Genomic DNA, 25,400 nt, shown 5'->3' on the forward strand with positions numbered 1-25,400 from the left:
TGATTGTAAAACAAATACCCTGACACCATTATGTCAGGGTATTTCTATTCATTTTAGTAAAACTGTCGGAGTACAACCGAATCAAAGTGTTTTTTTTCGTCGATTTTACGCTGCTCACGGTTCACTTCAAGCCATGAACTCACACAGACGGCAACAATTCCCGCAAAGAGTAGGAAACCTAGTATCTTCCACCAAAAACTGCCTGCGACAGAAGGATTGACCCCCATGATCAAAATCAAGATTGGAAGGAACCACATTAAATTTCCAATATATATCCGAATCACTTTTCGTTTTAACAAGCTGCTCTATCCCCTATTTATATCTGATATGGTTTCACGTTCCGTATATCTTTCGCAGCACCATTTCACTTTAGGACCGTCGCCATCGGCTTGGAAATCGTCCAATTTGTGGAAGTAGACATAAAGCAATTAAATCGTGTTATTCGGTGTATCCACAAGATCAGGATCAACCGTATTCGTGCTCCCATTAAGCACATTCTGAATACTTCCAAAGCTGTCTCCCGGCGAAAATGAGTTGGCTCCCGCAAAGATTTTGGAGCTGCTGGTAAGATTAATTGCAAAGGTATCGCCAATCTGGACATTGGAGCCCTGAGCGACGTTGAGGATTTTGATTCCACCATTAATAATTGCAGGCATGCTCCGGCCACTCCTTTCCAACTCTTAACCATAGTATGTGTTCAAGTGCCTAATGGTCACTTGTAGGTGAGTTAGAAGTGGGTGAAGGTTATGGACAAGCAGCATTGGTGCCTAGAAGAGATGAATTTTTGTTTACAGTCGGGATATTTGGGGGATTCGCACGGATTGGTAGCTGTAAGCGTGTTTTTCACCGTTACAGCCAGGTCTTCGGCCGACTCGGCGCGGATCCGAGGCTGTAGCGTGTTTTTCACCGTTACAGCCAGGTCTTCGGTCGTTTCGACGCAGATTCGGGGCTGTAAGCGTGTTTTTCACCGTTACAGCCAGGTCTTCGGCCGACTCGGCGCGGATTCGGGGCTGTAAGCGTGTTTTTCACCGTTACAGTCTGGATATTTTGGAAGGCAGGCGGGCAAGGGATATACAACCACAAAAAGCCCACTCAAATGACTTTGAGTGAGCTTTCGTAAACTTATATCTGAGCTGCTTAGTCGAAATCGTAGCGTTCCTCTTTCCATGGATCACCATACATGTGGTAGCCGTTCCGCTCCCAGAAGCCTGGCTTATCCTTGGACATAAACTCAATGCCACGCAGCCATTTGGCGCTTTTCCAGAAATACAGATGCGGCACAACCATCCGCACGGGAGCTCCATGATCAGGCGTTAGCAGCACGCCATTATGTCGAATGCCCAGAAAGGATGTCTCGAGCAAGAAATCGGCCAGCGGTAGATTGGTCGTCCAACCATGCTCAGCATGCAGCATCACATGCGTTGCTTCTGGCTTCAGCTTCACTTTGCTCATCAGCTCAGATACAGCAATGCCTTCCCACACATTGTCCAGCTTGGACCACGTGGTCACGCAATGAATATCGTTGGCAAATTCCTTGCGAGGCAGCGCCATAAAATCCTTGTACGAAATGGTGAACTCTTCCTCCACCAACCCGAACAAACGCAAATCCCACTTGCTCATGTCGTTATAGTAGGGCACGGACCCATAGTGCAGTACAGGCCAGCCTTGTGTCAGCGTTTGCCCAGGAGGAACACGATCACTCGGATCCTGCGGCTGCTTTTGCCCAAATTGCATGGAATACCCTCCATCCGTTCTACTTTCCGAATCCTAGTCGTTCCCGATATAGGAGCCGTATTCCGCAGCGCTCAACAAGCCTTCCAAGGCTTCTGGCCCTGAGATTTCAACCTCAACCATCCAGCCTTCACCGAAGGACGCACTGTTTACGAGTTCTGGCGAGCCTTCCAACGTGTTGTTCACAGCCGTTACTTTGCCTGAAACAGGGCAGAAAATATCCGAAACCGTTTTGACCGATTCCACGCTGCCAATGCTCTCATTCGCTGTAACAGAAGCACCAACCTTCGGTAGCTCCACGAATACAATATCTCCCAACTGATCTTGCGCAAAATCGGTAATCCCTATGCGAACCACCGTATCCGATAGCTTCTCTACCCACTCGTGCTCTTTGGTGTATAACAAATTGGCTTGTACGTTACTCATCAGTCCACGCCTCACTTACTTACAAATTTTGCTTATAGCTTAATCTACTGTGAACATCAAAGTCAAGATGGACGTCGCGCCAAAAAGTTACTGTTGACAATTCACACCGATTTAGGCGCATAATGAATATAATAAGGCTAATTAAATATTGGCGAATGAGGATACAGGGAGAGACTGCGGAGCATGTTTGCAGCGCCGAAGGAGTAAGCCCGATGTGGTGAATCTCTCAGGCAAAAGGACCTGTATCGGACGCGACTCTGGAGAGCTTCGAGGACTCGTTAATCACGAGAAATCGGACACCCAAGGGGAAACTTAACGGTTGAGTGTATAAATTCACCCGTTCTAGGCAACTCTCAGGTACAAAGGACAGGGGCAAAAGGTATGTTTGTGTTGCATACCTTTTGCTCCTTTTTGCATTTCCGAAATAAGACCAACGGGTAATTAGTCGATTGAAGGTGAGGTAATACGCATGTTGAAACGAACACCGCTCTTCCCGATTTACGCAGAATATGGCGCGCGAGTTATTGATTTTGGCGGCTGGGAGCTGCCTGTGCAGTTCACGGGCATTCAAAAGGAGCATGATGCTGTCAGGCAGCAAGCTGGGCTTTTTGATGTGTCGCATATGGGCGAGGTACGTGTCCAGGGCCGGGATGCCTTTGCATTTATACAACGACTCACGACGAATGATGCAGCTAAACTGGTAGATGGTCAATGCCAATACAGCCTCTTGTGCTATCCGAGTGGCGGTGTAGTAGATGATCTGCTCGTTTACAAGCTGAGTGATCTCGACTACATGCTGGTCATCAATGCATCCAACATCGAGAAAGACATCGCTTGGCTGCAACAGCACCTCGCAGGTGATGTTCAGCTGACTAACATTTCCGAGGAAACCGCCTTGCTTGCGCTGCAAGGGCCTCGGGCAGTTGATATTTTAGCTAAACTGACAGACGCACCGATTCAATCCTTGAAAACGTTCCATTTCCTCCCTGAGGTGAACGTCGCTGGCGTGACCACATTACTTTCTCGTACTGGCTACACGGGTGAAGATGGCTTCGAGCTTTATGTTGATCACAAGGATGCGATCTCCCTTTGGCAAAAGCTGCTAGAAGCTGGTGATGAGCATGGGCTCATTCCCACAGGACTAGGTGCTCGGGATACGCTGCGCTTTGAAGCAAGACTACCTCTGTACGGGCAGGAGCTATCCGCCGACATAACGCCGCTTGAGGCGGGACTTTCTTATTTTGTGAAGCTAGATAAAGGTGATTTCATTGGGCGGGATGCCCTTCTGGAGCAAAAGGCAACCGGCGTGCCACGCAAGCTCGTCGGCATTGAAATGCAAGAACGCGGCATTCCCCGCCCTCATTACGCCGTATATGCAGAAGGTAAGCAGATTGGTGAAATTACAACAGGCACGCAATCACCTACCTACAAAACGAACGTAGGCCTGGCTTTAATCAATTCCGCGTATAGCGCTATTGGTACAGAAGTATTCGTTGAAATCAGAGGCTCGCAAGTGAAAGCGACAGTCGTCTCTACCCCTTTTCATAAAAAGAAATAATCCCCGAATCCGGGTCGGAAGGAGCATCTTTTGTTATGAAACATCGTTATTTACCTATTACGGAGCAGGATCAAAAGGAAATGCTGGAAACGATCGGCATCTCCTCCATGGAAGAGATGTTTAGCGATATCCCGCAGCAGGTGCGGTTTCAGGGTGAACTTCAAGTTGGTCAGGCGCTCAGCGAGCAAGGTCTGCTCCGCTATATGCGCGAGTTGGCGGGGCGCAACGCGGACTTTCAGCGCTACGCCAGCTTCCTTGGCGCTGGCATCTACGATCATCACCTTCCGGTGGTGATCAATCATGTCATCTCGCGGTCCGAATTCTACACCGCGTACACGCCTTATCAGCCGGAAATCAGCCAGGGTGAATTGCAGGCGATTTTTGAATTTCAGTCGTACATCTGTGAGCTCACCGGCATGGCCGTCGCGAACGCTTCAATGTACGATGGGGCCACGGCGCTGGCCGAAGCCGGCGCCCTAGCCAGCGGCGCGACGAAGCGCAGCCGCCTGCTCGTCTCGCGCGCGGTGCACCCGGAAGCGCGCGCCGTCTTGCGCACGTCCGCCCGCGGGCTGAACTTGGACGTCGTCGAGATCGCAGTTACACCTGAAGGTGTAACCGATCTGGACGATCTCGCGTCCAAGCTCGAGAGCGACGCGGCCGCCGTCATCCTCCAATCGCCGAATTTCTTCGGCTGCTTGGAGGATATCGCGGCCGTGGAGCCGCTCGCGCACGGCGCGGGCGCACTGCTCGTCGTGAGCGCGAATCCGCTCACGCTTGGGCTGCTCGAAGCGCCGGGCAAGCTCGGCGCTGACATCGTCGTCGGCGATTGCCAGCCGCTCGGTATCCCAGCTGCGCTGGGAGGACCGAGCTGCGGCTACTTCGCCGTCGCGGAGAGCTGGATGCGCCGCATGCCGGGGCGCATCGTGGGTCAAACCGTCGACCGCGATGGCAAGCGCGGTTTCGTGCTTACGCTGCAAGCGCGGGAGCAGCATATACGACGTGAGAAAGCCACGTCGAACATCTGCTCCAACCAAGCGCTTCTCGCGCTTTGCGCATCCGTGTACTTGTCCACGATGGGCAAACAAGGGATCCAGGACGTTGGCAAGCTCAACGTCCAGAAGGCCCACTACGCGGCGAATCGCCTCACCGCGTCAGGACTGGAGCTGCCGTTCACAGGCAGCTACTTCAATGAATTTACCGTCAAGCTGCCGGACGGCATGAACATCGAGGAGCTGAATCGTCAGCTCCTTCATAAAGGCTTCATCGGCGGCTACGACCTCGGCCGCGACTACCCAGAGCTAGCCGGGCATATGCTGATCGCCGTCACCGAGCAACGAACACGCGAAGACATTGATGCCTTCGCAGCCGCATTGGAGGTACTTGTATGAGTAACGATAAAGATCTCATTTTCGAAATGAGCCACCCTGGTCGCGTCGCGTATTCCTTGCCGGAATCTGACGTTCCAGAAGTCAACATGGATGAGCTTCTTCCTGCCAAGTTTCGGCGTCAGCTAGAGCCAGACCTACCCGAAGTGTACGAAGTCGATGTCATCCGCCACTACACGGCACTTTCTCGTCGCAACTTCGGCGTGGATAATGGTTTCTATCCGCTGGGCTCGTGTACGATGAAATATAATCCCAAAATCAATGAAGACGTTGCCCGCTTCCCTGGCTTCGCTCATATTCACCCGTATCAGCCGGAGGAATCGCTGCAAGGTGCGATGGAGCTGTTGTACAATCTCCAGCATGATCTTGAAGCGATCACGGGCATGGACCGCGTAACCTTGCAACCCGCTGCTGGTGCGCATGGAGAGTGGACTGGACTCATGATGATCCGTGCGTATCACGAAAGTCGCGGCGAGCACCGTACCAAGGTCATTTGTCCTGACTCGGCGCATGGCACCAACCCAGCTAGTGCGACCGTTGCCGGCTTCCAAACCGTCACGATCAAATCGGATGAACGCGGCCTCGTGAATCTCGAAGAATTGCGCCGTGCTGTCGGCTCCGACACCGCTGCACTCATGCTCACGAACCCAAACACACTCGGCCTGTTCGAAGAACAAATCGTCGAGATCGCCGAAATCGTGCATGCCGCAGGCGGGCTGCTCTACTATGATGGCGCGAACGCGAATGCCATTATGGGCATCACGCGGCCAGGGGACATGGGCTTCGATGTGGTCCATCTCAACTTACACAAAACGATGAGCACCCCGCACGGCGGCGGCGGACCTGGCGCAGGCCCAGTCGGCGTCAAAGAGCGGCTGATTCCCTTCTTGCCAACGCCGCTCGTGGCCAAACGTGAGGATAATAGTTTCTATTTTGACTACAACTATCCACAGTCCATCGGTCGCGTCAAAGGCTACTATGGCAACTTCGGCATCCTTGTTCGTGCCTACACGTACATTCGTACGCTGGGTCCGGAAGGCTTGCGCAAAGTATCCGAATACGCCGTGTTGAACGCCAACTATATGCTGGCTCGGTTAACACCTTACTTCGATGTACCGCATCCGCGCTTCTGTAAGCATGAATTCGTGCTTTCTGGCAATCGGCAGAAGAAGCTGGGTGTCCGTACGCTCGATATTGCCAAAAGATTGCTCGACTTCGGCTATCATCCGCCAACCATCTACTTCCCGCTCAGTGTGGAAGAATGCATTATGATTGAGCCGACGGAAACAGAGAGTAAACAGACGCTAGACAGCTTCATCGACACGATGATTGCCATAGCTAAGGAAGCGGAAGAGAATCCTGAGTTGGTTAAAAATGCCCCTTATACGACTGTCGTCAGTCGGATGGATGAGGCGTTGGCTGCGCGGAAGCCTGTTTTGAACTGTACCTGCGGGTAAATGAAGAAGACAAAAAAGAAGGCGCTTGAACCAGACTAAACTGGCCCAAGCGCCTTCTTTTTCTCAATGCGTTAGTTTACGCAAGATCAACAAGCGAGAGTCTCAAACGCCGCCGAGGTATGTCTCCGGTTTCTCCGAAATATAGCCATTTATAATCATAAAGGCCTATCATGAACGAGAATATTCACTTGTATAATACAAGGTATAAACTTCCATAACCAATACCATTCCACTACCAATATTGCCGGGAGTGATTCCTCATGAAGAAGGTTGGCCAACTGCTGAATGAATTGCAACAAAGACGTTTTGTTAGCAGAGAAAGAGAGCTCAGCATTATGCAGCAGGAGTTGTGTGCCAATGAGGACGGCTGGCGGATGCTTCACATCTATGGACCTGGTGGAATCGGTAAAAGCGCTCTGTTGAGGGCCTTCCAAAGGACAATACAAGATCGGCTTATTTTTCTAATTGATGGTCGTTCCTACTTGCATCCAGCTCAATTTCTAGAAGCGGTTCGCATCCAGCTCGCAATGAAATCTATTCCTGTAAGCAAATCGGAGGATGACGCGCGTTTAGGTGAATGGGAAGCAGAAGCGTTAAACCGAATCGGGGAAGAAAACAGGGGCGTCGTCCTGCTTTTGGATAGTATGGATAGATGCAGAGCGGTCGAAACATGGCTGCGGGACTGTTGGCTGCCTCTTTTGAACTTACGTGTTAAAGTTTGTTCGGCTGGGAGGTATCCGCTGGATGAAAGTTTGTTGACGGAAACAGGCTGGAACAGTATCGTTCGAAGTATCAGACTCTCACCATTAAACAAAAAAGAGATTGCTAGTTTTATGACGTCTTACGGTATCACCAGCGATAAATTGCGCGATGCCATCGAGCGATTCTCTGGCGGGATCCCACTTGCACTTTCTTTGGCATGCGAATCGGCATTACAAAATGGAGAAACCTCGTTTCTGGAGGGAAGACAGACCAATTCCATCATCGCTTTAATAGATCGTGCATTTTTCTATACAGGAGATGAACCTTCACAGAACAAACGGTTACTTGCTGCCGCGTCACTCGTGTGGCGATTCGATCAAGACATGCTGGAGTCCATTCTCAGCGAGAAGATTCCTCAACGCTTGTTTAGCGATTTTTGCAATTTGCCTTATGTAACCATCATTCGGGAAGGCGGATATTGCATTCTGGATGCCGTTCGTAAATGGATGAATGCTGAGCTCACCCATCGCGCCCCTGAAACCTACGCTCTTTACAGAAAAAGGGCTATTGCCGCGGTGGAACATCGTTGGATAAAACATACATCCCATGATGAGGCGTATAAAGTAAAGCTGCGATTTGAGAAATTGTTCCTTCTTTCCAACTCCTTTTTGCAAAATTATTATTTTACCGGGGACGGGCAAGGCTTCGAAGTCAGAGCTGCAAGGAAAGAGGATATCCCCCTCTTAGCCCCGATCTATCAGCAAACCCATGTGGCTTTCCCCCCTTATTTGCCAGACGACACTGGGCAGTATTCCTTTATCGAAGCCATTTGGAAAGAAGAACCATCTTCGTTGCGAGTCTTTCAGTATGAAAACAAACTGGCCGGATTTCATATCTGTTTACCGTTAAATGAGAAAATGAGGGCAATTCTAGCTGATAACTGCATTCTCCACAATTATTTGAAGAGATCCCCACCGATGGAATTGGAATATCTAAATTGGATAGGTGCCATTGCGCCAGAGTTCCATTTAGACGCTATGAGTTTCTTCATCCAACATATTCTGTGTCATAGCATGACAGGCAAATTAGTGTTTACAACGATTCCATTCGAGGGTCCAGTTGACTCGATGTGCGAACTCGGATTCGAGCGTTTGCCATGGGCAGACTTCCATTCTCCCGGAGGACTGCACTATCAAGCCTGCCGAATTGATCTTAGGAAAGATGACTTTTTCACTCATATTCATCCTACTGAAGTCGGGGACATCGGGCAGGTCATTACTCCCGAAACTCGTATGCAGCTGATTAAACAAGCGTTGGAACGATACCATACGTTATCTCGAGAAACCGCCTTTCTCGATACGATTAGAAGATTGCAACCTGGGGATTCGCCTAAACTTTCGGACGAAATGGTAGCAAAGAGAACGATAGGCCTTGCCGAAAAATCGCTTGAACGTTTGGCAGAGGGTAAATTTCAGGAACAAATGCAAGAACGAATTCTGCGTCTTTTCTACATAGAACAGATCGGTTCCCATGAAACTGTTGCTCTACGTCTTGGCCTTCCTATAACGACGTACTATCGATATTTAAAGAAAGGGATCGGACAATTGGCTAATGACTTGATTGCATGTCCGATCTTCACACCAAAGCAGCCGAATTAACAAGGTCAATTTGAATTCTGCCCCTTAGATAAACCAAAAAACACCGTTTCAGGCTGGCATAAAGCCAGCTGAAACGGTGTTTTTGCTTAAGATGGCAACAAGAATTTACTCACCTGACCATTGCTCGATCAATGCGTTTGCATCAGCAAGAAAGATAGCTTTTACGCCGCTGTTATCAATATCTTCTCCAATTGCTGCTTTATTCAGATGTTTCACAAAGTCCTCCATATGCTTGGCTGCCTGATCCGGCCGGTTCATATCCAACTTATGCTCTGATTGCTTGAGGGCATTGCTCAACTGAGATGTTAAGGACTTGCTTAGAGAAGCATTATAACGATTAAGCAACTGATTCATGGCAGTTATGCTGGTCGTCACATTGATTTGGAAATTCTTAAGCAATTTATTCCCTGCTCTATCTTCAACCATGATAGATACATGATTATTTCCAACTTTTCCCGCTAAATCGATAACTAAGCTTGATCCCTTTGTCAGATCTAACGCATAGACCGAGCCGCTAACCGTGATCTGTGCAGAAGCTAATCCGGATAGATTATCGGATACTTGGAAGGTTAGAGGCAGATGATCATCAAAGGAGTCTCCCTCCATTAACTCATTGCCATTGATCAAAAACTTATAGCTAGGCAGTGTTACATCAACATGTACTGTCTGCTGTTTCACTTCTTCAACATTGCCTGCCCTGTCCACGGAGTGGTACTGGATTGTATAAGTACCATCTTGGAGTAGTGTAAACGGTCCCGAATACTCCGTCCAATTTGTCAAATCACCAAGTGTGTATTCCGTCTTGGCTACACCAGATAAGTCATCGGCAGCATTCAGCGATACGACATTCGTGGTGTACCAGCCCATGTTAGCCGCTTTTGCCATTGCAAATTCGGTAACTGGCTTCGTTTGATCCAAGAGGATCGAGACTGAATCTGACATTGGCGATTCGACAGATGCGCTGGTAGAAGTAACCTTATAGTAATAGCGTACAGCAGGGTCAACTCCACTGTCCGTGAAAGTTGCTGCCCCTCCCTGATAAATCGGCGCATAGGTGCCATCTATACTAGTTGATCTGTATAGTGTATAGGAGGTTGCCCCAATCGCTTTGTTCCAGGAAAGCTCTGCAGAATTGGATGTTGTCGAAACAACCTGAAGTCCCATTAATGGATCATGAGTCTGTGTAGAGTCAACAATCATCAGCCAGTTGATCAACGGATCCTGTGAGGCCGTATTTCTCACTGTAACGGTGATCGTGCCTTCCGTCACATCAACAGAATGTCCATAGACCGTATTGGATATAAACGTGATTGCATTCTTTTTAACCCCATTGATATATAAGTCTGCCTTTCTGGAGGCATTATTCCATATATCATTAAAGCCTGTGAACACCATGTAGGAACCATTTTTCACATTGAACTTGTAGGTCAAGTCCGTACCCGCAGGGGAATTACTAACATTGCCACCATTCAAATATCGAAGTGTTGAGAAAATATCCCCACTGGCTGAACCTGCTGAATTCGAATTCGTTCCTACATAGCCCCAAGCAGCCGGATCAGCTGAATTGTAAGCCTGTTCAACAGTGCTCTTATTCATAAGGGTGTCTTGAAGATAGGAGGTCATTAGATTGTAATCACTCGTCGCATAACCACCGCTATTCACAAAATAGATCGTCTTATCAGGAACGGCGTAAATTTTAAAACGCAACGCTTTATTATTAAACTGTGGAAGAACAGCCTGTAACGTATAGACACCAGGAAGTGCAAATGTACTCGCTGATAGGGGCTGTGAATTGACTGACCACGTAACAGGTGTTGTCGTTGCAACCGCAGCTCCACTTGGCGTAACTTCGATTTGACTCGGTAATCTCAACAGGCTTCCGGTTGCAACAACCTCAGGTAATTTAACATTGATGTCCATCTTACCCATGCTGTTTAATACATCTGTTGTCCAGCTGCTATACCATCTTATTGAGATATCCGTACCTTGACCAAATTCAATCGGCAGCCAAATATATTTGGCACCGCCATTCGTCGTGAACTGCCCACCATTCCAATCATCCCCCACATAGATGAATTTGCCTTTCGCAGGGTCAACCGGAATTACGGCTGTCGTTTGAGATTTGAAGGCAGTCTGTGGATCAGGATCCGATGTAGTTGTTCTAACAAAAGGATTAACTGGCGTTGACCATGGACCAAACATCGTATCCGCAACGCTGAATTTATTTTCATTCGGAGACCATCCTGTTGCGCCAGAAGTTAACATGTAGTACTTCCCATTGAATTTGAATATCGCTGGAGCTTCACGCTGAGTACCCGGAAATACTCTTACGTAATCTGAGCCGTAAACAGCCTTATAGCTTGTATCTCGGATAGGTTTGCCATTGGCATCTACAAGGCCATCCGTGTGCCAGCCAGTCACGTCAGAGTAATCATCCAACAGCTTGGAAATATAGATCGTTAAGTTTTCTTCGCTGGAATAGATGAGATAGGCCGTACCATCATCATCTTTAAACAAATTCATATCACGTGCCATGCCGGGGTTGCCAGGCTGATAATCGATCTGCCCCGCTGGTGCTTGATCCATACGATAGCTCTTCTGGTAGATAAACGGACCTATTGGTGAATCACTTATGGCATAACCGGCTTGCGCTTTTCCATAGTTTGCATTGTTATTATTCGGATCTTTATCTCCATCAATATGAGCCCACATGACATATTTCTTGGTTTTATCATTATAGATAACTTTGGGTCTCTCAATAATTCGGCCCGTTCGTATATCTGCCCAGATGTTCAACGTATCCGTTCTACCGGCATAGAGAGCAGAAATGAAAGGATCATTCGTAAAATCGTCCATCGATTTTACCATGGTTAGTGCCATGCCTTCATCTTTCCAATTGTACAGATCCGTGGAAGAGTAAACTCTCACACCCGCTGAAGGCCATGCACCTTTGTGGTACTCACCATACCAGTAATATTTCTGCGTTTTCTGATCAAACATGATACCTGCTCCATGGGCATCAATAGGATTACCACTGAGATCTGACCATACCGTACCAGGTGTAATGGCAGTTCTCAAAGTGCCTACGCCAAGCGGATCTGATAAGGCTGATGTTACCCCATCTATAACCGCAACTAGTTTATAAAAGTATCCTGTACCTTGCGTTAAGCCTTTATCGATAAACACGGTGTTCATACCGCTGTATATCTGGCTATAAGTTCCAGTCGCGCTTGAGGATCTGCTGATCTTATAGGTAACGTTTGTTCCTTGTACGCTGTCCCAACTTAAATCTGCTGATGTGGAGGAAACAGAAGCAGCTGCAAAGCTCCCAGGCGCATCATACTGATAGGTAGTAGCCAGTACAGCCGCGGATGGTGATTCTCCGATCGTGTTATAAGCGGTTATACGATACGTATAGGCTGTGTTCGCATTTAGCCCAGTATCTGTATAGCTTAAAGCCGCTCCGTCATACACTTGGGTGAACGTATTACCTGCATCTGATGATCGGTATACTCGATAACCTGTCGCTTTCAACGCTGCAGCCCAACTCATACTTATTTTCGAGGAATTTACGGCTACTGCGGTCTGCCCCGTAGGTGCAACTGGTGGTGCTGGCGTAGTCCGAGTACTGAGTTCAGTTGACCATTGGGATTCCGTCAGACCGCCATACACAAAGGCAATTTTATAATAGTAAGCGGTATCAAAAAGTAACCCCGTATCCACAAAGCTGTTGGTTGAGCTATTGGATACAAAGGTATAACCGCTATTTGCCGTCGTTGAACGATAAATATTGTAACTTGTTGCTCCATCGACAGGAGACCAATTTAACGAAATCGACGAAGTGGTTTGAGTGGCCGATTGTACGACTGAAGTGTTGACAGCCGGTGCGTCCGTTACCTTCACATTATCCAAATAGATGGCTTGCCATTTATTTCGGATTCCGATCTTACCACTGGGGAAAGTCGTATCCGTCGCATTAAAAACGAGCTTATCCGTTCCATTATTAACGATATAGCAGGTAATGTTATTGCCTACCAATGTCATCTTAAGTGTATACCATGTATTTTGGTTCATGGCATAACTAAGGCTTTTTATAACCGTATCCGTACCGTTGATCCTTTTTGAAAGAACCAAAGTATCGGTCTTTTGCATTTGAAAATAATAAAAGTTTCTATAGTCTTGAACACGCGCCAGTATTCCTGGATAAGCTCCACCAGCACCTGTGTAGAAACGCATAGTAACCGTAGAATCCGTCCATGTAGAATCTCCTGCAGTAATGATACCTTCCCCAGCGTCCGTCTGATTCAACATTTTATTACTAGCATCAGTCGGGTCCGTATTCACTTTCCATGTTCCGGACGCTGGTGTCCATACTGGATTAGCCGTATAATCACCATCCGAAAAATCATCCTGGAAATAAGTCGTTGGTGCTGCTGGCGCGGCCAAAGCTTCCGATTGTTTGGTGAGATTAAGAGATGTAATGGCTATCAACAGCAAAAACCATCCTAACAGTTTGTGCTTTCTATGCATCATGCTCCGTCTCCTTTTGTGGTTGAGTTGAGTGATGAGTCTTGTATCCCCCCGTACGCCGAATTTCGCAAAGCGATGTCATCACTGCTTGTCTATATGTTAGAACGTAAGCCCTTCTACGTGTAGTCAACATTCCGTCGAAAACTGAACAATACTTCATTTTGTAGTGTGAACAAAACCTACTTATATGAACTCTATCGATTTCTTCTGCATGTAATCTTGGATTCTATCATTGGACTTTCTTGCGCAATCATGAAAAAGCCCCCACCTTGTCACCAAGATGAGGGCTTTATTCCTTTATCCCACTCACGTCAACCGATACGGAACTAGGAGTCACTATTTCGTGAATTTCAAGCGTTTTGGCTGAGATGCGGAACGTAAGTCCGCTATTCTTTGCATGAGGGTGCTTTTTGATGTGAAAACGACGAAATAGCATCCCTTCATTCCGTTAGAAGCTGAAATCAAGCTAGTTTGGCCAAATAGCACACTGACGTTCCGTTATTTGTGGCACAGCCTCTCAACCAGCTGATGCGAAGCCAGCACCAGATCCCCCCGGATGCCGCAAGCATTCGGATTATCAAGCGAAGCCAAGAAATGCTGAACAACGCCGGCGAAGCCTCTACGCTCCAGCACCGTATCCCAGCTGCCAAAGGTACGCAGACGCGGAGCAGCATTTTTATCATAGAAGACCGCTGACTCCAAATTCGTCACCTCGACGGATCTACCGCTGCCGTGCAGCTCGACTTTTTCCAAATCAACACCTGCTAGTCTCACCATACTGTAGGAGCCGATCGCGGAACCGAATCCCAGCGTGCCTGACGCATGTAGCAGCTTGCCACTGTCATCCACCTGTTGATGAGAGGCTCTCACCTCGTAAGGACGCTCACCCAACCAAAGCAAGGTGTCCAGCATATGAATCAAATCGTCATAGAGCGTTTCTTTGGCGCCGTGCCCCTGAAGCTTGGTACGATGCTTAACGGCAGAAGCCACATCAAATCCACCCGCTTCCTGCAGCCACATCTTCGCCTCAATATATAGTGGTGCGTAGCGACGGTTGAAGCCCGCAGCGAGCAGCACACCTTTTCGCTCCGCATAGGAGGCCATTTCCACTGACTCTGCCCACGTATAAGAAAGCGGCTTATCTACATATACCGCTATGCCATGTGCCATACATTTCATCGCAATATCAAAATGTGTCGACGTCGGACTATGCACGAAAACAGCATCCAACCCAAGCGCTAATAGTTCATCCAACTGCGTCGTCCCGAACGGTACTCTATACTTCGTTTTCATGCGTTCAACGGTCGCAGGCGTAGAGCTCATAATCCCTACGAGTTCCACTTGTTCATTGATGGAAAGCAGCGGTAAATATACTTTTTGTGCGATATCGCCTAAGCCGATAAGGCCTATTCTCTTTCTAGACATACTAAACGCCACTCCTTATCTCTGTTCGTAATACGTAACGTCCTACCCACAATCCTAGTATGAGCAAAATAGCACCAACCAACGTAGACACGCCATACACCTGCACCCACATAGGTTGATCCGCAATTAAGGCGTAAATCTTGCCACCTGCAACAGGTCCCAAGAAAGCCGCAAAACCAGTGATCGCCGAGTACGTCGCAATATACATCGGACGCTCACTCTTCGGTGTATCTCCAATCGTAAAAGCGAATACCATTTGATTGAAGCCTCCCAAGCCAATACCCAGCACAATATGAACGGCAAACAGGACAACAACTGCTGGAACGAAGGCGATCGCTCCCCATAAGAGGCAGGCCAAGGCAATAATCGGCAAAGACCATAATAGCAAGGTTTGAGCCGAGAATCGCGCGTTCAAATTTCCCCATACATAATAGCTAGCCATCATGACCAAGGTATGGACCACTGTAATATAGGAAACAGTTCCATACGTAATGTTCATCAGCTTCAGCATGACATAAGAGAATAGAGGCACGGTCAGTCCCTGAACGAAGAGGAAAGCTGCCAGAAAAATAATTGCTTTTAGAAAAGCGCGGTCCATTAGAGGCTTCCGTATCATCCCCACGGGATTCGATGCCGTTGATGGCTCGAAAGGTGGATTCGGATACAAAAAGTAAGCAATCACGTTCAAAACCACACATACACTAACGATCATAAAAATATATGTAAAGCCCTGCTCACCGGGATATTTATCAAGAATCTGACCACCTATAAAAAGCGCCAGCGAGCTAACTCCCCCTAAAATGGTATTGCGCAGCCCAAAATACCGTCCCCGAATCGGACCAGGTACCGCGTCGCTGATTAAGGAGGTCCACACAATTCCCCCAGCAGCATTCCCTAGATGAGCAGCCGTGTACAAAATCATATAGGTGATGACCCAATACTCTTGCGGTAAGACAAAAGGGATAAGGCCTACACAGGCCCATAGTATTCGATGCGTAGATCCGAAAATAATCAGCATACGTTTTCGATTTCGGAATTTTTGCATGATGACCGCCATCGCAATTTGAACGATGTTCACGACGGTGGTGATCGCTAGAATAAAGCCAATCTCGGTTGAGCTTGCTCCCAAGTAAATCAAATAACCTGTTAAGAACGGTCCACCTAGCAGTTGAAAAATGATAACAGCAGGGAAGCCCTCAAATGTCGCGACTAATAAGCTTTTACGGTATGTGGACATTTTTTTCTTCGGCTTACGCGCGTTCGGATCGAATAATTTCATAGGCATAAACCTCCTTTTGTCTGTCTAGCAAGGTTAGCAGGATCTAATAGTTTACAACCTATGGGTTGCTTATGGTAAAATAGGTAGGACTACCTAATCTATCATGTCAGGCGGGATCTTCGTAAACTTATGAAACCTAAACTTTTGGGTCTACTTGCAACCTTGTTGCTCTTTTTGACTTTCATTGTACTCTCTATCAAGTTTGAGTCAACTACTTATTTGTATATCGCTAGTGTTTGCCCGCTTCTGGTCGTTCCTTTTCTTCCAGATATTCGTTCTAATCAATATATTAAGCCAAAGGCTAACGGCGCCGTACGTCTCATTTCGATGGAAAATAAGGACGGCGGAGATTCCGATTTTATTGTGATCCTTTTTGAACCAGGGGATATCAAATGGAATGGCGGCAAGCTTTTCTTCAATCTGGCGGATAAAATGAAGGATGTGTATGTAAAGCCAGATCCATTTGCGGCAACGCTTACGGTTCTAAAATATGATTTACTCACGCATAGCCGCAAAAAGAACTGGGTCGGCATTTCCTTATCACAGCTCGAGCAGCGCACAGAACAGCTCTCTTATACAACCAATGAAGTAAACCGTTTAATTATTCGTATTTCGGATATTCAAGAGTTGCAACAAACCAACATCAACCACCCTGCTTCCGTAGGGCAACAGGTTGGTGCATAACAGATCGCTAGAACGCATAAAATCACCCGAAGTTTGAGTTCTCTACTTACCTGCAATCAGGCAAGTAAGAAGAGGCTCAGGCATGGGTGATTTTTTTGGTGGAAAGGATTAGGGAAACCAGATTTTACATTCTTAGTGAAAAGACTAAGTAAGCTGCTCACCGCATAAATACGCGGCTAACGTTCGGACCATGACACCCGTTGCCCCTTTAGGTTCAATGCCTTTGGCCGACCAAAGCCAAGCTGTACCGCCTGTATCCAGATGGATCCACGGCGTTTCCTCGGCAAAATAACCGATGAACAAACCTGCAGTAATCGCGCCTGCCCAGCGGTCGGAGGAAGTCGCGTTTTTGATATCCGCTACTTCACTCTTCAGCATCGCACGATATTCGGGGTAGTTAGGAAGCTGCCATACTTTCTCACCTGCAGCTGATGCGGCTTGCAAAAATGGCTTCAAGAACTCGTCGTCATTCGTTACGGCCCCTGTCGCGATATCCGCAAATGAGATAAGGATTGCTCCAGTTAATGTGGCTACGTCGATCAGACGGTTCGCTCCATGCGCTTTCGCGTAAGTGATTCCCTCTGCCAAAATAATACGGCCCTCCGCATCGGTATTCAGTACCTCCACAGAATGCCCGCTGAGCATTGTGACGATATCTCCTGGGCGGTACGCGCCACCCGACGTCATATTTTCCGCTGCCGGAATGACCACAACGAGGTTCACCTTCGGCTTCAATTGGCCAACGACATGCAGGGCTCCAAGCAGTGTTGCGGCTCCGCCCATATCACTGATCATTTCCTCCATGCCGTCGGGCTTTTTCATCGAGATTCCGCCGGTATCGAAGGTCACTCCCTTGCCGACGAGGCCCAGCACGTCGGCATTGTCGGGATCACCCGTGTAACGCAGGGTGATCATGCGGGGCGGGTGGACGCTGCCCGCGCCCACCGCGATGAGGCCGCCCATCCCGCGGGCGGCGATCTCGTGCTCATCCAGCACTTCGCAAGCGAAGCCATAGTGCTGGGCGAGTTTGATGGCTTCCTCTGCGAGGGAAGCCGGTACAAGCTTGTTGCCCGGGAGGTTCGTGAGATCCCGGGCATAGTTCGTGCCCTCCGCAACCGCCTCTGCGGCTGCGATCACTTTCGGCAGAAGCGCTGCATCCGCAGCCGCTTCTGTGAGCAACACCGCCTGGCGCAGCTCCGCGCGCGCAGGCTCGTTCTTGCGGTACGCCGCGATGCGGTACGTACCGAGGAGCAGCCCTTCGGTCAGCGCCGAGGCGGCTGACCGGCTGTCAAAGCCGCTTGGCAGCTTCAGCGCCAAGCGTTCGAACCGCAGCGCGAGCATCTTGCGCGCTGCAAAGACCGCGGCTGCGCGCAGCGTATCACGCGTGCCTGCGGGGCCGAGCCCCGCAACGAGCACGTACGCATACGGCAGCAGCCCGTGGGTCGGCAGCGCCTCGAGCTCGCCTGAGGCGCCGGTGAATAGGCCCTTTGCGCGCATGCGCTCAAGGGCCTGATCGAGCTGCGGCTGGCCGAGGACGCCGTCCTGGCGCAGCTCCGCTTCTGTGAGGCAGACGAGAATCGCGTCTGCCCCTGTTGTATTATCCGACAACGAGGTGTAAACACGCGTTGTGATGTCCGTTATTTTTGTAAACATAGGAAAATGTCCCTGCCCTCATCCATATTTCGAGTCTTTTCATTGATCCCAGATTCCCAATTAACTGGAAAAACTCCAGTTAATTATTCAATATCTCAGCCAAAAACAAAAATAACTGGAAAAACACCAGCTAATTTTGCCATTCTAACCGATTATTGCCCAAACCGAGCAAATTAACTACATAAAATCCATTTATTCCTCGCAAAAGAGGAAATCCGTTTGAAATAACTGTACATTTTCCAGTTATTTGCTACGCCCGCGATCCCGCACAACGTAGACGGCAGGCGGAGCATTGCCTGATCTCTATCTGCCTCTAATCTAGCTGTCACCATCCTAATAAAACGAAGCTGCCTTCTGCACCACCGACTGCATCGGCAATTGGTACGGACACTTCGCTTCGCAAAGTGGTACCACCTTACATGGGTCATGGTCTGCACAGCCTGTTATTCTATCCTTTTGCCGTTGGAAGAATCCGTCCCCCTTCGGCAGCAAGCCAAATTTCTCTCTGAACTTACTCGCGATCATCACATCAGGGATCGAAACTTCCAGTGGACACGAGCAATAGTTACAGCGTCTGCAATCATGCTCACCTAATTCAAGAGCTAGCTGCTCTAACTCATGGCGTTCCACTGGCCCTACTTCCTTCTCTTGAGCATCCAAATTCTCTTGTACTTCCTGGACGCTTATCATTCCAGAAATGGTAACATGCACATCTTGGCTATACGGATACCGAATCGCCCGATCCACAGGTTGAATGAATCCACCCGACAAAGGCTTCATTGCTACCCGCATCAGATCCATCTCGGACGCTTTGGGAATCAACTCATCCAGCGCGAAGGGCTGTGCCAAATTCAAATGGAATAGAATTTGCGAGAATTGCCCCTTCGCAATCCATTTGACAAGTAGATCTGGACGGTGTCCGGAAATGCCGATAAATCGCACCTTTCCTTCTCGCTGAGCCTCTAGCGCAGCCTCATAAGCGCCACCGACTTCCATCGCTTTCTTGTATTCCGTCACATTATTCACATAGTGTATTTGCAGCAAATCCACATAATCGGTCTTCATACGCACCAAGCTTCGCTCAATTTCCGCTTTCGCGGTTGCATAATCGCGTGCTCCTGTTTTCGTTGCCAGGAAATACTCCTGTCTCCGATGCGAGATACACTCGCCAATAATTTCTTCACTATTCCTATAGGCAGCAGCCGTATCTATATAGTTAATGCCATGATCCAAGGCATAATTGAGTGCTTCTCTTGCTTGTTCTAACGGTACACTTGGCAGATTCATTGCGCCGAATCCTAGCGACGACACTTTATAGCCTGACTTCCCAAACGTCGAATATCTCATGGCCTATTCCCCCTTAGGTTTACTGCTACGTTATCAGATTAACTAGATTAACTTGCTCTCATCATGCTCTCCCGCATGATCATAATCCTTTACTACACTTCAACTATTGTAATACAACTCGGTTGCACTTTCCATGCGTGTAATCGGATTTCAACATGCAAAAACACCTAAGGCCTTCGCCTCAGGTGTTCTCTCTACTTCCAGACAGCATCAATCGTAATCCCTTCTGCCTTCGCTGACAGGTGATTACTACCGTCTTCCCTCATTATTATTCCCATTGTCGTCCCGATCATTGTTTCCCCAGCCCCATGTTACTCCTGGGAATCGCCCCAAGTCATCTCTGGATTGCTGGAAAGGCTTTACCGTTGGTTTACTTGAGCTTGTCGGCTTCACAGTAGGCTTAGCGGTTACCTTAGGTGTTGGAGTAGGCCTCTTCGTAGAGGATGAGTTCTTATCATCGTCGTCATCCCTACGATCCGGCTTTGGGGTCGATTTATTATCATTATCTTTATTGTTTTTATCATTACTGTTGTTCTTGTCATTTCCGTTGTTATTCTTGTCATTTCCATTGTTCTTGTCATTGTTGTTGTTTCTATCATTATTCTTATTATTATCTCGATCATTCTTCGATGTTGGCGTCGGCGTAGGTTTACTTGTCACTTTGCCCGGGGTATTACTCCCTGAGCTATTCCCTTTGCCGTTGTTATTTTTGTTTTTATCATCATCTTTATTAGATGAATTGCTCGCACCGGATCTTGCATTTTGCGTCTGTTGTACGCGCTCACTAAGCTTGCCGGATTTTTCGTCAGCCAGTAGTCTTTGTAAAGAAGACTTATCTATCGGCTGTTTGACGAATGATTGAATACCACCGTTGTCCTTCGCAAGTTGATGAATGGAAGTGGTCTTGATGTCATCTAGCGATACTTTCACACCATTATCAATGGCGTTTAGATAGATGGCATATTTCCCTGCGGAAACCCCACTCGCTTGCGCTTCCTTCCTGACCTCTTGCGGAGCAGCGAAGGCTTGCACCTCATAATTTTTCACTCGATCCGGATGGCTATCTTCGATGTGCTTAGCGACCTGAGCTTTTAGCCTCGTCGCAATGGCTTCGTCGCTCACTGTTGTATTAGAGCCAACAACTGTGGAGGAAATAATAATATCTCCCTCGCCTTTAGCCAATGCACCCTGCTCGGCTTTATCTAGAATATCAGACGTTACGTCCTCTAACGATTTGCCTTCAAAGACTAATGCTTGAATCAAATCATCGCCGTCAGTATTTAATCCGTGCAGGTCACGAACAATCTCATTATTATCGATCCCAATTTCAACACTTGGATTAATATCAATGGTTACGTACGCAACAACGCTATTGCCTGGTACCCCCCCTGACAAGGTTGAGACTAGAACGAAGCATACCATAATCGCTGCAGCTAATCCTGAAACGATCGCCATTTGCGGTACCCTTAACCGACGTTTCACTGGCGCGTAGAGAATCTCTTCTCCTAACTCACAGCTACGTGTCCCCCTTGGAAGCTTGTCAAAACGACCCTCTGAATTCATTACAATAATGGAGCTCTCGCTTAATTCCATTACGATCCCCTTGTTCATGCGCTGTTCTTCCTTTCATTCAACTTTCGTCATCACGAATATGTAAGTAATCCCGTAAATACGGATATGGACCGTTAAAAATAAGTGCAATTGCAATGATGTACTTACGATTTCGTTCCAAGGTTTTCCTAGATACTTGAACCTGCTCGAGCAGCTCTTTAATAGGCAGCTGTCGTTTCGTCAACAGAGTGCGCATAAGCTCTGAATCCTGTGCAAGTGTGCGGCCAATACCGAACAGCATCTGCCTTGAGTCGTCATGCTTGGGAGAGGCATCCGTCAATTCCGAAAAACTAATTTCGAAATCACTCAAACAGCGATTAAAATCAATAATTTCACTTCGTCTTTCTTCTAAACCCTTCTGTTTCTCATAGGCTTCAATCGCTTGATGAACCTCAATGGGATTCATTAAGTTATCTTCATCATCTTCCTGATCAAATGAGCTGTAAGGGATCTGCCCTTTGAAACGTTGCTCCTTACGAATAAAATCAATTAACCTCCGCCGGATAACCGTCTCTGCAAAACCTAGGAAAGACCTTCCCATAGCCGAAGAGTATTGGTTAATAGCTTCATTAAAAGCGGCTAATGCAATACTAAATTCATCATCCCTGGCGGGATCAATAAATCGTTTACAGAATCTGCTCGTCACTTTCGCTACATACGGCTGATAATCCGCAATAAATTGATTCCTTAGTCGTAGGTCTCCTGATTGAATTTGATGTATGGTGACCTCGAGTGAAGAGGCTTGCGGTTCATTTTTTCCATGGGACTCATTCTTTCCCAGAAACTTTTTGAATAGTACCAGTAGCACCTTTCCACCTCACAGTATAGTAGTTTCGTCCCTATGTATAACAATTCGGGGGGTACACGTGATGAAAATCGAAAATAAATTGCTGATTCATTATAACATAGATCTCTAAATGAGCACCTACTGGCAAATAAACCCTTGTTTACGGTTTCAATTACTTAATCAATCCTTTATAATATTAAGATAACCTTTATCGATGCCATGCTGGGTAAGCACGGCGTTAAAGCTAATTTATAAAAATGCCAATCAGAAAAACTTCGGTTTCGAAACTCGATAACTTGTATTATTCTTAAAATGGTAAGATTGGGGGGTGTTTCATAATGGAAGCTAGCAATCAATTCGGTAAGTTTCTTGAAACCTTACGAGGCAAAGCATCACTGCGTAAAGCAGCTAACAAAAGCGGTTTATCTCACGCTTATATCAGGGATCTGGAGTTAGGTCGTAATCGAACGACCAATGATGTCATTAAACCCTCTCCTGAGACCTTAAGAAAATTGGCTCACGCCTATCAATATCCGTACACCGACTTACTTAAAAAGGCAGGATATTTAGAAGAAGCTGCCACTTGGTCTAAACCAGCTCAGGTAAAACTGGATAACATCTGGTACGTCGAGTTCGGAATTCAAACGATCCTCTATGTATCTGAAGAAGGGATGAAAGAAGAGCAGGTTGAATCTCTCGTAGCCTTCACCCACTTCATTGAAACATTAACGGAGAACCACTTTGTTAAGTTAGATATGCATCTTTTCGTAAATCTGAACAAAATAAAAAAGTATGCCTCCTCAGAAGGCAAACTTTATTTTGATACCTATGAAAATGCACCTTTCATCATTGCCGCAGCCATTCCACAGAAGAAGTATCATCAAACGATTCTTGATTACGTTGCTCTGAATAATGGACACGCTGTGGAATCATTGGGTTCCCTTTGCCCCTCTTCTTTGAAGGCTAAATTCCTTACTTAGCATGACATAAATAAAAAGGATTGTTGCCATACTCAATATCTGAATTGGCATAATAGCACTGAAAACATTATCGCGAAATGCATGTCGGTAAATCATACCTGTGAAAACTACGACCATGTATAGATACACAGCTGTATTCTCAGCTACGAACGCAATTCTCGTATAATTCGAGAGGAAGGTAAATCCTAATCGTTGTTTGTAGAGAAAGAGAAGCAACCCACATTTTGCCAACAAAATGAAGATACGCGTCACAATGGAAATGGTGAGGTCGTCTTTGATATCAATATAGGCTCCTGCTTGTGTGAAATCTATGCACACGATCACAGTAGTAGACACAAGGGCAGACATCATGTAGCCTGAAAGTGCAATAAGTAATGCAGGTACAAAACGATATTTCCAAACGCACATAAGTAATATACATATGAGGCAAACCAATAATAAAGGCGAGTCCGTGATCAAGGCGAACATAGATCCTGCCAGCACAGCAAGTGATATTTGTTTCCAATATGGCTTTACTCGAATCCGAAATAGCAACAAAGAGAATAAGAGCATGGGAACAAAATGAATAATACCTAGTATCAATTTTACCCATGTAAACAATTGCGGTTCCCCTCATTTCTAACCAAAGACATCATTCTATGGGCAGCCTGACCTTTACCAATCACACTTCGAAGTATACAAGATAATCGTACTCTTGCCTGCAAAGTGGACTAAGTTGGCTGTTAACGCGTATAAGATGACATCGTTCGTGCTGTTGTATAGAAAGGATTGGAGTGAGATCAACAAATGAAGCACGGCTTTACAGTCGCCATCGTAGAAGATAACTACTGGGTAGGTCAATTACTTGAAAGCTATTGTCAGCAATGCGGATTAGAAGTCCTTTCTATTGTGTCAGACGGTGAACAATTTCTACTGGATTACGACAAGCTTCAGCCTGATATTGTGCTCATGGATATTGGACTTGAAGGTAATTTGGATGGAATAAGCGTCGTTCAATCCTTACGCATGGCTGGCTATCAGCAAAAGGTGATCATGGTTAGCGGAACAACAAATATGGATCATATTTTGACGGCCTTTCACGAGCTAGACTCTGTCTATTTTCTTTCCAAGCCTGTCATGCTTCCTAAATTTCAAGCCGCCATTCGAAAAGCCGTCGCCGAAATTCAATTAGATCGCAGCCGCGTGCTGCAAGATCCCCAGCCAACCTCAGCAACTTGGATCACCATTAAAAATCAGAAATCACAGCTGCCCATCTCCGAGGACGCCATTCTTTTCGTCGAGAAGGAAGATAAGCGACACACTAGAATCCATCTGGTCAACGGTGCTCAAATGGAATCCAGTTCTAATTTATCCGATATTCTAGCTCAAAGCACACCTCATATGTTCAGCCCTTTCAAGGGCTTTCTAGTTAATTTGCGGCATGTCGTCTCTTTTGTGAAAGAAAGTGGCTTTCCCACTTCTCGGAGATTCCTGATTCATTTGAGGCATACCTCCGTCAAGATTCCTTTGAGTCGAGACTTACAGAAGGATTTTGCCAGATTGCTTCAGGAAATCAAGTAAGTGTTGATGTACAATTTAGTTGAGCCCGCTACCAGTAGTAGCGCGGCTCTTTCTATTTTCTGCAACCAAGAAAAGATGTTGTAGGGAATTCGCAGCCTTTGGCAAAAAGCATATTCAAGTCTATGTAGATAACATAAGCATGCCATTAGCTGATGCGCCACTTAACAAAGATGGCATAGTTCTAGTCCCCTTCCGCTCCTTTTTCCAGCATCTGGGCCTTCAAATAGAATGGGAACCTAGTAGTCATACCATAACTGGATCAAAGGAAGGCTTATCTATCAAGCTATCCATAGGTGACCATTCGGCTTTCGTTAATGGACAAGCTCAGCAATTAGCGGAAGCGCCTATAATTATAGAAAATCAAACCTACGTGCCACTGCGTTTCGTTGGCGAAGCATTGCAAAAGAAAGTTACTTGGGACGGAGAAAACTCATCTATTAACATTGAACGATAAATCTTATTTACTGTAAAAACTCCCGTTATTTTCGGCAAAATTCCGTCTCTACGCCAAATAACAGGAAAACCTCCCGCTATTCTCTGGGATTTGCTTTGAACACAGCAAAAACCAGAAAATTAACAGGAGGTTTTCCATTAAAACGGAATTTTCTTCTAGAAATCAACGAATTA

Annotated in this window: 21 protein-coding genes and 1 riboswitch; of the genes, 9 read left to right on the forward strand and 12 right to left on the reverse strand. The window is 47.0% G+C overall.

What is annotated here, in order from left to right; all coding sequences use genetic code 11:
• Positions 1 to 53: 53 nt before the first annotated feature.
• On the reverse strand, positions 54 to 299 hold the full coding sequence (locus AC58QC_RS21875; RefSeq protein WP_497417193.1) for a hypothetical protein: 246 nt from the start codon (positions 297 to 299) through the stop codon (positions 54 to 56).
• 129 nt (positions 300 to 428) lie between these two features.
• On the reverse strand, positions 429 to 656 hold the full coding sequence (locus AC58QC_RS21880) for a spore germination protein (RefSeq protein WP_497417194.1): 228 nt from the start codon (positions 654 to 656) through the stop codon (positions 429 to 431).
• Between the two features lie 77 nt (positions 657 to 733).
• Here AC58QC_RS21880 and AC58QC_RS21885 point away from each other — a divergent pair, with 77 nt between their 5' ends.
• Positions 734 to 895, forward strand: coding sequence for a hypothetical protein (locus AC58QC_RS21885; RefSeq protein WP_497417195.1), 162 nt, complete (start codon positions 734 to 736; stop codon positions 893 to 895).
• 242 nt (positions 896 to 1,137) lie between these two features.
• Here AC58QC_RS21885 and AC58QC_RS21890 read toward each other — a convergent pair whose 3' ends face one another.
• Positions 1,138 to 1,734, reverse strand: a complete 597-nt coding sequence (locus tag AC58QC_RS21890; RefSeq protein WP_497417196.1) for a sulfite oxidase-like oxidoreductase — start codon at positions 1,732 to 1,734, stop codon at positions 1,138 to 1,140.
• 33 nt (positions 1,735 to 1,767) lie between these two features.
• Positions 1,768 to 2,157: a glycine cleavage system protein GcvH gene (gcvH, locus tag AC58QC_RS21895; RefSeq protein WP_497417197.1), complete on the reverse strand. Its 390-nt coding sequence runs from the start codon at positions 2,155 to 2,157 to the stop codon at positions 1,768 to 1,770.
• Between the two features lie 155 nt (positions 2,158 to 2,312).
• Positions 2,313 to 2,409: riboswitch (glycine riboswitch) on the forward strand.
• Positions 2,410 to 2,620: 211 nt separating this feature from the next.
• On the opposite strand from gcvH, the gene gcvT reads away from it, so the two are divergent.
• The 4 genes from gcvT (at position 2,621) to AC58QC_RS21915 (ending at position 8,917) form a co-directional block, all read left to right on the forward strand.
• Entirely contained in the window at positions 2,621 to 3,715 is a 1,095-nt protein-coding gene (gcvT, locus tag AC58QC_RS21900) for a glycine cleavage system aminomethyltransferase GcvT (protein ID WP_497417240.1), read from the forward strand.
• Positions 3,716 to 3,750: 35 nt separating this feature from the next.
• Positions 3,751 to 5,103 (forward strand): aminomethyl-transferring glycine dehydrogenase subunit GcvPA, encoded by a 1,353-nt coding sequence (gene gcvPA, locus AC58QC_RS21905; RefSeq protein WP_497417198.1) that lies wholly within the window; start codon positions 3,751 to 3,753, stop codon positions 5,101 to 5,103.
• The gene (gcvPB, locus tag AC58QC_RS21910; protein WP_497417199.1) at positions 5,100 to 6,557 is read left to right on the forward strand and encodes an aminomethyl-transferring glycine dehydrogenase subunit GcvPB; all 1,458 of its coding nucleotides are present in this window, start codon (positions 5,100 to 5,102) and stop codon (positions 6,555 to 6,557) included. The genes gcvPA and gcvPB overlap by 4 nt, the downstream gene beginning before the upstream one ends.
• A gap of 260 nt (positions 6,558 to 6,817) precedes the next feature.
• Positions 6,818 to 8,917: an AAA family ATPase gene (locus AC58QC_RS21915; RefSeq protein WP_497417200.1), complete on the forward strand. Its 2,100-nt coding sequence runs from the start codon at positions 6,818 to 6,820 to the stop codon at positions 8,915 to 8,917.
• Positions 8,918 to 9,022: 105 nt separating this feature from the next.
• On the opposite strand, the gene AC58QC_RS21920 is transcribed toward AC58QC_RS21915, so the two are convergent.
• From AC58QC_RS21920 to AC58QC_RS21930, 3 genes are all read right to left on the reverse strand, one after another.
• A complete protein-coding gene (locus tag AC58QC_RS21920; RefSeq protein WP_497417201.1) occupies positions 9,023 to 13,450 on the reverse strand; it encodes an OmpL47-type beta-barrel domain-containing protein in 4,428 nt (1,475 codons plus the stop codon).
• Between the two features lie 495 nt (positions 13,451 to 13,945).
• Positions 13,946 to 14,872 carry a Gfo/Idh/MocA family protein gene (locus AC58QC_RS21925; RefSeq protein WP_497417202.1) on the reverse strand — a complete coding sequence of 309 codons (927 nt, stop codon included), beginning with the start codon at positions 14,870 to 14,872 and terminating at the stop codon, positions 13,946 to 13,948.
• 1 nt (position 14,873) lies between these two features.
• Entirely contained in the window at positions 14,874 to 16,151 is a 1,278-nt protein-coding gene (locus AC58QC_RS21930; protein WP_497417203.1) for an MFS transporter, read from the reverse strand.
• A 129-nt stretch (positions 16,152 to 16,280) separates the two neighbouring features.
• Between AC58QC_RS21930 and AC58QC_RS21935 the strand changes: the two genes are divergently transcribed.
• Positions 16,281 to 16,835 (forward strand): hypothetical protein, encoded by a 555-nt coding sequence (locus tag AC58QC_RS21935; RefSeq protein ID WP_497417204.1) that lies wholly within the window; start codon positions 16,281 to 16,283, stop codon positions 16,833 to 16,835.
• Between the two features lie 144 nt (positions 16,836 to 16,979).
• Here AC58QC_RS21935 and AC58QC_RS21940 read toward each other — a convergent pair whose 3' ends face one another.
• The 4 genes from AC58QC_RS21940 to sigI form a co-directional block, all read right to left on the reverse strand.
• The gene (locus tag AC58QC_RS21940) at positions 16,980 to 18,488 is read right to left on the reverse strand and encodes a leucyl aminopeptidase (protein ID WP_497417205.1); all 1,509 of its coding nucleotides are present in this window, start codon (positions 18,486 to 18,488) and stop codon (positions 16,980 to 16,982) included.
• Between the two features lie 333 nt (positions 18,489 to 18,821).
• Positions 18,822 to 19,835 carry an aldo/keto reductase gene (locus AC58QC_RS21945; protein WP_497417206.1) on the reverse strand — a complete coding sequence of 338 codons (1,014 nt, stop codon included), beginning with the start codon at positions 19,833 to 19,835 and terminating at the stop codon, positions 18,822 to 18,824.
• A 249-nt stretch (positions 19,836 to 20,084) separates the two neighbouring features.
• Entirely contained in the window at positions 20,085 to 21,446 is a 1,362-nt protein-coding gene (locus AC58QC_RS21950) for an anti-sigma factor domain-containing protein (protein ID WP_497417207.1), read from the reverse strand.
• 19 nt (positions 21,447 to 21,465) lie between these two features.
• Positions 21,466 to 22,254 carry an RNA polymerase sigma factor SigI gene (sigI, locus tag AC58QC_RS21955; protein WP_497417208.1) on the reverse strand — a complete coding sequence of 263 codons (789 nt, stop codon included), beginning with the start codon at positions 22,252 to 22,254 and terminating at the stop codon, positions 21,466 to 21,468.
• Positions 22,255 to 22,571: 317 nt separating this feature from the next.
• Here sigI and AC58QC_RS21960 point away from each other — a divergent pair, with 317 nt between their 5' ends.
• The gene (locus tag AC58QC_RS21960; RefSeq protein WP_497417209.1) at positions 22,572 to 23,213 is read left to right on the forward strand and encodes a helix-turn-helix domain-containing protein; all 642 of its coding nucleotides are present in this window, start codon (positions 22,572 to 22,574) and stop codon (positions 23,211 to 23,213) included.
• On the opposite strand, the gene AC58QC_RS21965 is transcribed toward AC58QC_RS21960, so the two are convergent.
• Positions 23,163 to 23,813 (reverse strand): hypothetical protein, encoded by a 651-nt coding sequence (locus AC58QC_RS21965; RefSeq protein ID WP_497417210.1) that lies wholly within the window; start codon positions 23,811 to 23,813, stop codon positions 23,163 to 23,165. The two genes, AC58QC_RS21960 and AC58QC_RS21965, sit on opposite strands and share 51 nt — an antisense overlap.
• 186 nt (positions 23,814 to 23,999) lie before the next feature.
• Between AC58QC_RS21965 and AC58QC_RS21970 the strand changes: the two genes are divergently transcribed.
• On the forward strand, positions 24,000 to 24,773 hold the full coding sequence (locus tag AC58QC_RS21970; protein WP_497417211.1) for a LytR/AlgR family response regulator transcription factor: 774 nt from the start codon (positions 24,000 to 24,002) through the stop codon (positions 24,771 to 24,773).
• 19 nt (positions 24,774 to 24,792) lie between these two features.
• Positions 24,793 to 25,227: a copper amine oxidase N-terminal domain-containing protein gene (locus AC58QC_RS21975; RefSeq protein WP_497417212.1), complete on the forward strand. Its 435-nt coding sequence runs from the start codon at positions 24,793 to 24,795 to the stop codon at positions 25,225 to 25,227.
• Positions 25,228 to 25,400: the final 173 nt, after the last annotated feature.

Source organism: Paenibacillus sp. J22P51, from assembly GCF_059692215.1.

Excerpts from the sequence above, each read along its gene's own strand:
- AC58QC_RS21930 (WP_497417203.1), bottom strand. The coding sequence starts at position 16,151 with ATGAAATTATTCGATCCGAACGCGCGTAAGCCGAAGAAAAAAATGTCC.
- AC58QC_RS21915 (WP_497417200.1), top strand. The coding sequence starts at position 6,818 with ATGAAGAAGGTTGGCCAACTGCTGAATGAATTGCAACAAAGACGTTTT.
- gcvH (WP_497417197.1), bottom strand. The coding sequence starts at position 2,157 with ATGAGTAACGTACAAGCCAATTTGTTATACACCAAAGAGCACGAGTGG.
- AC58QC_RS21940 (WP_497417205.1), bottom strand. The coding sequence starts at position 18,488 with ATGTTTACAAAAATAACGGACATCACAACGCGTGTTTACACCTCGTTG.
- AC58QC_RS21935 (WP_497417204.1), top strand. The coding sequence starts at position 16,281 with ATGAAACCTAAACTTTTGGGTCTACTTGCAACCTTGTTGCTCTTTTTG.
- AC58QC_RS21945 (WP_497417206.1), bottom strand. The coding sequence starts at position 19,835 with ATGAGATATTCGACGTTTGGGAAGTCAGGCTATAAAGTGTCGTCGCTA.
- AC58QC_RS21925 (WP_497417202.1), bottom strand. The coding sequence starts at position 14,872 with ATGTCTAGAAAGAGAATAGGCCTTATCGGCTTAGGCGATATCGCACAA.
- AC58QC_RS21960 (WP_497417209.1), top strand. The coding sequence starts at position 22,572 with ATGGAAGCTAGCAATCAATTCGGTAAGTTTCTTGAAACCTTACGAGGC.
- AC58QC_RS21950 (WP_497417207.1), bottom strand. The coding sequence starts at position 21,446 with ATGAACAAGGGGATCGTAATGGAATTAAGCGAGAGCTCCATTATTGTA.
- gcvPB (WP_497417199.1), top strand. The coding sequence starts at position 5,100 with ATGAGTAACGATAAAGATCTCATTTTCGAAATGAGCCACCCTGGTCGC.
- AC58QC_RS21880 (WP_497417194.1), bottom strand. The coding sequence starts at position 656 with ATGCCTGCAATTATTAATGGTGGAATCAAAATCCTCAACGTCGCTCAG.
- AC58QC_RS21890 (WP_497417196.1), bottom strand. The coding sequence starts at position 1,734 with ATGCAATTTGGGCAAAAGCAGCCGCAGGATCCGAGTGATCGTGTTCCT.
- AC58QC_RS21970 (WP_497417211.1), top strand. The coding sequence starts at position 24,000 with ATGAAGCACGGCTTTACAGTCGCCATCGTAGAAGATAACTACTGGGTA.
- AC58QC_RS21920 (WP_497417201.1), bottom strand. The coding sequence starts at position 13,450 with ATGATGCATAGAAAGCACAAACTGTTAGGATGGTTTTTGCTGTTGATA.
- gcvPA (WP_497417198.1), top strand. The coding sequence starts at position 3,751 with ATGAAACATCGTTATTTACCTATTACGGAGCAGGATCAAAAGGAAATG.